The 4905-nt window shown below is 58.5% G+C and carries 7 protein-coding genes; 3 read left to right on the top strand and 4 right to left on the bottom strand.

The annotated features are described in order from the left end of the window. Positions 1-216 precede the first annotated feature (216 nt). The gene (locus B4A72_RS01815) at positions 217-1155 is read right to left on the bottom strand and encodes a LysR family transcriptional regulator (protein WP_292950745.1); all 939 of its coding nucleotides are present in this window, start codon (positions 1153-1155) and stop codon (positions 217-219) included. A 73-nt stretch (positions 1156-1228) separates the two neighbouring features. On the opposite strand from B4A72_RS01815, the gene B4A72_RS01820 reads away from it, so the two are divergent. Both B4A72_RS01820 and B4A72_RS01825 read left to right on the top strand, forming a co-directional pair. After that, a complete protein-coding gene (locus B4A72_RS01820) occupies positions 1229-2257 on the top strand; it encodes an aldo/keto reductase (RefSeq protein ID WP_292978001.1) in 1029 nt (342 codons plus the stop codon). Between the two features lie 29 nt (positions 2258-2286). After that, positions 2287-2637, top strand: a complete 351-nt coding sequence (locus B4A72_RS01825; protein ID WP_172841148.1) for a carboxymuconolactone decarboxylase family protein — start codon at positions 2287-2289, stop codon at positions 2635-2637. Positions 2638-2690: 53 nt separating this feature from the next. Here the strand turns inward: B4A72_RS01825 and B4A72_RS01830 are convergent, their stop codons facing one another. Then, complete coding sequence (locus B4A72_RS01830) at positions 2691-2828, bottom strand: hypothetical protein (protein ID WP_292978002.1); 138 nt, start codon at positions 2826-2828, stop codon at positions 2691-2693. Between B4A72_RS01830 and B4A72_RS16155 the strand changes: the two genes are divergently transcribed. Continuing rightward, on the top strand, positions 2775-3077 hold the full coding sequence (locus B4A72_RS16155; protein WP_414692482.1) for a LysR family transcriptional regulator: 303 nt from the start codon (positions 2775-2777) through the stop codon (positions 3075-3077). The genes B4A72_RS01830 and B4A72_RS16155 overlap by 54 nt on opposite strands. Positions 3078-3394: 317 nt before the next feature. On the opposite strand, the gene B4A72_RS01835 is transcribed toward B4A72_RS16155, so the two are convergent. Both B4A72_RS01835 and B4A72_RS01840 read right to left on the bottom strand, forming a co-directional pair. Next, the gene (locus B4A72_RS01835; RefSeq protein ID WP_292978003.1) at positions 3395-3865 is read right to left on the bottom strand and encodes a hypothetical protein; all 471 of its coding nucleotides are present in this window, start codon (positions 3863-3865) and stop codon (positions 3395-3397) included. 124 nt (positions 3866-3989) lie between these two features. Continuing rightward, complete coding sequence (locus B4A72_RS01840) at positions 3990-4895, bottom strand: DUF2493 domain-containing protein (RefSeq protein ID WP_292978004.1); 906 nt, start codon at positions 4893-4895, stop codon at positions 3990-3992. Positions 4896-4905 lie beyond the last annotated feature (10 nt).

A 4905-nucleotide genomic window follows, 5' to 3' on the forward strand; every position in this document is an offset into this window, starting at 1 on the left:
CGAATCCTGTCGGGTGCGCCATTTCTTCAATAAAATCATATAGATAGAATTGGGCAGCTTCGGTAACACCTGCTTACGCGCTGCTTACTTGGCACTTTTGGAGCAGACTTTCGCAGAAGATGCATGAAGGTAACCACAGTGTTCGATGCCTGCCATCACAGAGGTTCGCGTCGCGGCTCATAAATGCGCAGCCTCAGGTCACCTCGGCAAAACTCTTCAATGTTTCTCGCTGAATTTCGAGAGTTGTCCAATGCTGTTGCTCACGATCTCTTCCACAAAGTCAGCAACCGCTCTGACCCGGGCCGATGCGACCAAGTCTGAGTGCAGGACAAGCCATAGGTCTTGTTTGATGGTATCCGCCTCACTTGGCACGTGGCGCAGGGAGGGCTCGTTCGCCGCTAGAAAGCACGGCAAGACCGCCATCCCAAGACTCTCGCGAGCGGCGACTAGCTGTGCATAGAGACTGGTTACGACAAGTGCCGGACTTCTGCCCTGAAGTGTTCGTTCAACCCATTTTGCTGCCGGAAGGTCCTGGTAGCTATCCGACCACGCGATGAAGTGATCCGTATCAAGACGGCCCGCGTCGCTCCTAACTTCAGTACCGCCCTGTTGAGAGAGATACTCGGACGATGCGTAGAGGCCATAGCGCATTTCACCCAACCGTTTGATCGTGACGTTGCCCTGGGTTGGGCGGACCAACCGAAGCGCGAGGTCCGCTTCCCGTCGATGAAGGTTGGCGGATTGAATGTCGGTCAAGACCTCAACCACTAGATTGGGGTGCTTTCTGCGCAGCGAACTCAACGCTGGGAGGATGATAAAGTTGGCGAGGTTTTCGGCTGTCGCCAGTCGAACGTGACCGCTTACTGTATCAGTAGGCTCAGCGCGGCGCTCGAACGCCAGTGCGGCATCCTCAACCTTCTCGGCGCGATCGACAAGATCGCGACCTTCGTCGGTGAGAACGAATCCTGTTTGCGCCCTTTGGAAGAGGCGTACACCCAAGGCTGCCTCTAATGACTCTACGCGTCTGCCAACGGTGGTTGCATTGACACCCAGTGTGTTGGCGGCCTGATTGAGGCTACCGCCTCGCGCGACCGCTAGAAAATCCCGAATGGTGTTCCAGTCAGAGTGCTGCATATTTGCAGCATAGGGATGCATTGGGTTCTCTACAAGTCCACATCATGCAGGTCTAGGTTTGGATAAACCACAGGATATGGAGCGAGCATCACCAATGACACCAGAATCAACATCGATTTCGACAGTTCAGCTTGGGTCTGCCGAAAACCCATTGACCGTCTCCGCCCTCGGTCTCGGCTGTATGGGCATGAGTGAATTCTACGGCCCCCGCGACGACGAGCAGTCTTTAGCGACGCTCAATCGGGCCATCGACCTTGGCGTGAGCTTTCTTGATACAGCTGAGACATATGGCCTCGGTCACAACGAAGAATTGATCGGCCGCCTGATTGCCGAACGCGGAAGCGATGCCGTGACGATCGCCACGAAGTTCGGCATCCGCCGAGAACCTGGTGCCTACGCGCGCGGCATCTCCAACGATCCCGCTTACATTCGTGAAGCTTGCGAAAAGTCGCTCAAGCGTCTCGGGGTCGAGACAATCGATCTCTACTATATCCACCGGATCGAGAAAGAACGGCCGATTGAAGAAGTGATGGAGGCACTGTCGCAGCTCGTGGATGAGGGCAAGATCAGGCACATCGGGATCTGCGAAGCCAGTCCCACAACGCTTCGCCGGGCTAATGCGGTTCATCAGATTACGGCGCTTCAATCGGAGTATTCGCTGTGGACGCGCGATCCCGAAGACGGAGTCTTCGACACCTGCCGCGAGATGGGGATTGGATTTGTGCCATATTCGCCCTTGGGTCGTGGATTCCTGACGGGCGCGATGAGCTCGACCGATGGCTTGGCCGACAATGATTTCCGCCGTTCCAATCCGCGTTTCGCGGACGAAAGCATCAATCGCAACCTGTTCATCGTGCAAGCGGTTCAGGCGATGGCGTCGGACAAAGGCTGCACCCCAGCACAGGTCGCTCTTGCATGGGTGATCGCACAAGGGAAAGAGCATGGCGTCTCGATGGTTCCCATCCCAGGAACCAAACGCTCGAAATACCTCGAACAGAATGTTGGCGCACTTTCTGTCGAACTGACGCGCGAAGATCTCGACGACCTCAACCGCCTGGTCCCGCCCGGTGCCGCTTCAGGCGAACGCTACACCGTCGAAGGCATGAAAGGGGTGAACGCATGAGCCGGGAAAGAGAGCCTCTCGCATCCGCCATGGGCCTGCTTGAACGGCTTGAGCCGGGTGCACCGAACCGGGTCCAGGCCAATCTTGATGCCTTTTCGCCCGAGGCAGCAGAACTCATTCTGGGCTATGCCTTCTCCGATATCGTCAGCCGTGATGGAATTGATCTACGCACGCGTGAAATGCTCACCGTTGCCATGCTGGCGGCCATGGGCACCGCTCAGGGGCAGCTTGAGTTCCATATAAGAGCCGCGATGAATACGGGCGTGACGCGAGAAGAAATCGTCGAAATCGTCCTGCAAGTATCGGTTTATGCTGGCGTTCCCGCTGCGATGAACGCCGTTACTGCAGCAAAAGCCGCCTTTGCGAACATCAGCGTCTGATTTGATGTTAAGCGGTTTTGGCTTCCATGTTGCCAAAAGCTCTTTCAGCTCTCTCAAGCTGAAGGCAGTCGATTGCGAACTAAGGAGAAATTCCGGTGATCGGCATTGATCTGCGTGATCTGGAAATACTTCGCGTTGTGGCTGCCGCGGGTAGCTTTCGCAAAGCAGGGCAGAAGCTTGGTATAGGTCAATCCGCTGTTTCTCGTCGGGTACACAAAGTCGAAGAATTTCTCGGCATCTCAGTCTTTGAGCGTCAAACAACTGGTGCCAGCTTGACCTATGTGGGCAGAAGGTTTGTGGCAACTACGCGAAGCGCAAGCAAAAAAATTGAAGTGGCAGTACGAGACGCAAGGACATGCGCGGTTGGGGACGGGGGAAACCCGGCGTTGCGGCTGAGGCGGTCGAGGCGTCAGCCGATCCCGGTCAGATCAGCCCAATGAGAGGCCGTGACGGACGCGGGTGACGAGGGCATGGAACGAGAAATGACCGCCACCCTCGAACCGGGCAATCCATCGGCAATGTCGATCGGAGAAAGACAGGCTCTGGCGTGCAGAACGGCGCAGAGCATGTTCATCGCCAAGCTCTCCCGGCGATGCGAGAATGTTCCCTCCCACTGAGGCTTGGCGGTGTTCGATATGTGCTGTGTTCGGTCGGGGCGCTCGAACGAGATCAGACGCGCTCGGCCGAACACCCATATTCGAGCTTCAACGTGCCTCGCTCTATACCGTGATGCTGCATGGTCTTTGGCGGCGTGGTTTCAGCGATCGTTCGCGAACGAACTCGCCTGCATGGCGTCTGTTTGCTGCCCATCATCCTCGCCGATGGGGCCGGCGAGGCTTGCGATCCGCACCCAGGCGGTGCCAGCGGTGACGATCCCGCCGATGATCGCGAAGGCCAGTGTCCAGCCTTCGGAAGCGCCGCCGATCTGCGACAGGCCCTTGATCGCAGAGAACCCGGCGACGCCGGCAGGGGCAGCGAAGAGCGCACCGATGGCCAAACGAATGGGGATGGACTGGACCTTGGCGAAGATGATCTGGCCGATGAGATAGGTGAAGACGGCGGCAAACATACCAGCCACCAATGCCGCGATCACGCCCGCTTCGGTGTCGTAGACATACATGCCGACGCTTACGCCGACGAAGGCGGGCAGCGCGTAGACGGCCAGTGCGAACAGCATCCAGACGAGGAAACCGAGGCCGATAACACTTAGAAATGCGGATACGAACATGGGCGGATTCCTCTTATGGGCTGCGCCTCCACCACCGCCACGGCGCTGCTGGAACATAGCATATCTGCGGTGTTCACGGAATATTCCCGCTGAGCGCAACGCGATGCGATATGCGCATCACGGGTCATGATGACTCGCCTTTCGCGCTGCGGAAATCGTATAGCGGGATGCCGAGCACCTTGGCCTTGTCGGCGAGATTGTCGGTGATCCCCGAGCCGGGAAACACGATCAGTCCGATTGGTAAGGTTTCCAAGAGTAGATCATTCCGCTTGAACGGCGCGGCCTTGCCGTGGCGGGTCCAGTCCGGCTTGAAGACGATCTGTTGGCATTTGCGATTGTCGGCCCAGCAGGCCGCGATGCGTTCGGCACCCTTGGGAGAACCGCCATGCAGCAGCACCATGTCGTCGTGCTTGGTGCGGACCTTGTCGAGCGCGGCCCAGATAGCTCCGGTGTCATTCACGTCCTGCCCGCCGGTGAAGGCGATCTTGGTGCCCGTTGGGATGAGCGGTTCGAGTTCGGTCTTGCGCTTGGCGTTGAGATAGTCGCGGCTGTCGATCATCGCGGCGGTCATGTGCTTGCGACTGATGTGGCTGCCGGAACGCGGGTGCCAGGTCAGGCCGAGATGCGCCTCGAATTGCTCGGCAGCGAGATCACGCATGCCGTCATAGGCGTTGCGCTGTTCGGTGAGCGTCAGCCCTTCTGCGATCAGGCGTTCCAGTTCGACCGAGCGGACCTCGGACCCGTCCTGGCTGCGCTGCGCACGCCGCTGCGCCTGTTCGTTGTCGTCGAGCTTGCGGTCGATGCGGGTCGCCATGCGGTGGAAGACGTTGGTGGTCGACCAGAGCAGGTCTTCGAGATCGGGTTCGAGCCGGGTGTCGCCGAGAGCGACGACCATGGCGTCGAAGATATCCGCGATCGCGCCTTCGACGGTTCCGGCGTCTGGGAGTGGCCGCGGATCGGGTTCGTCGGCAAACGGTCTATGTCCGAAGAGCTGCAACTCGTCGAGGACGAGCGCTGCCGCGCCCGCCATCCCCGCTTTC

Origin of the sequence: Paracoccus sp. UBA5162 (genome assembly GCF_002413585.1) — a bacterium.
GTDB lineage: Bacteria > Pseudomonadota > Alphaproteobacteria > Rhodobacterales > Rhodobacteraceae > Paracoccus.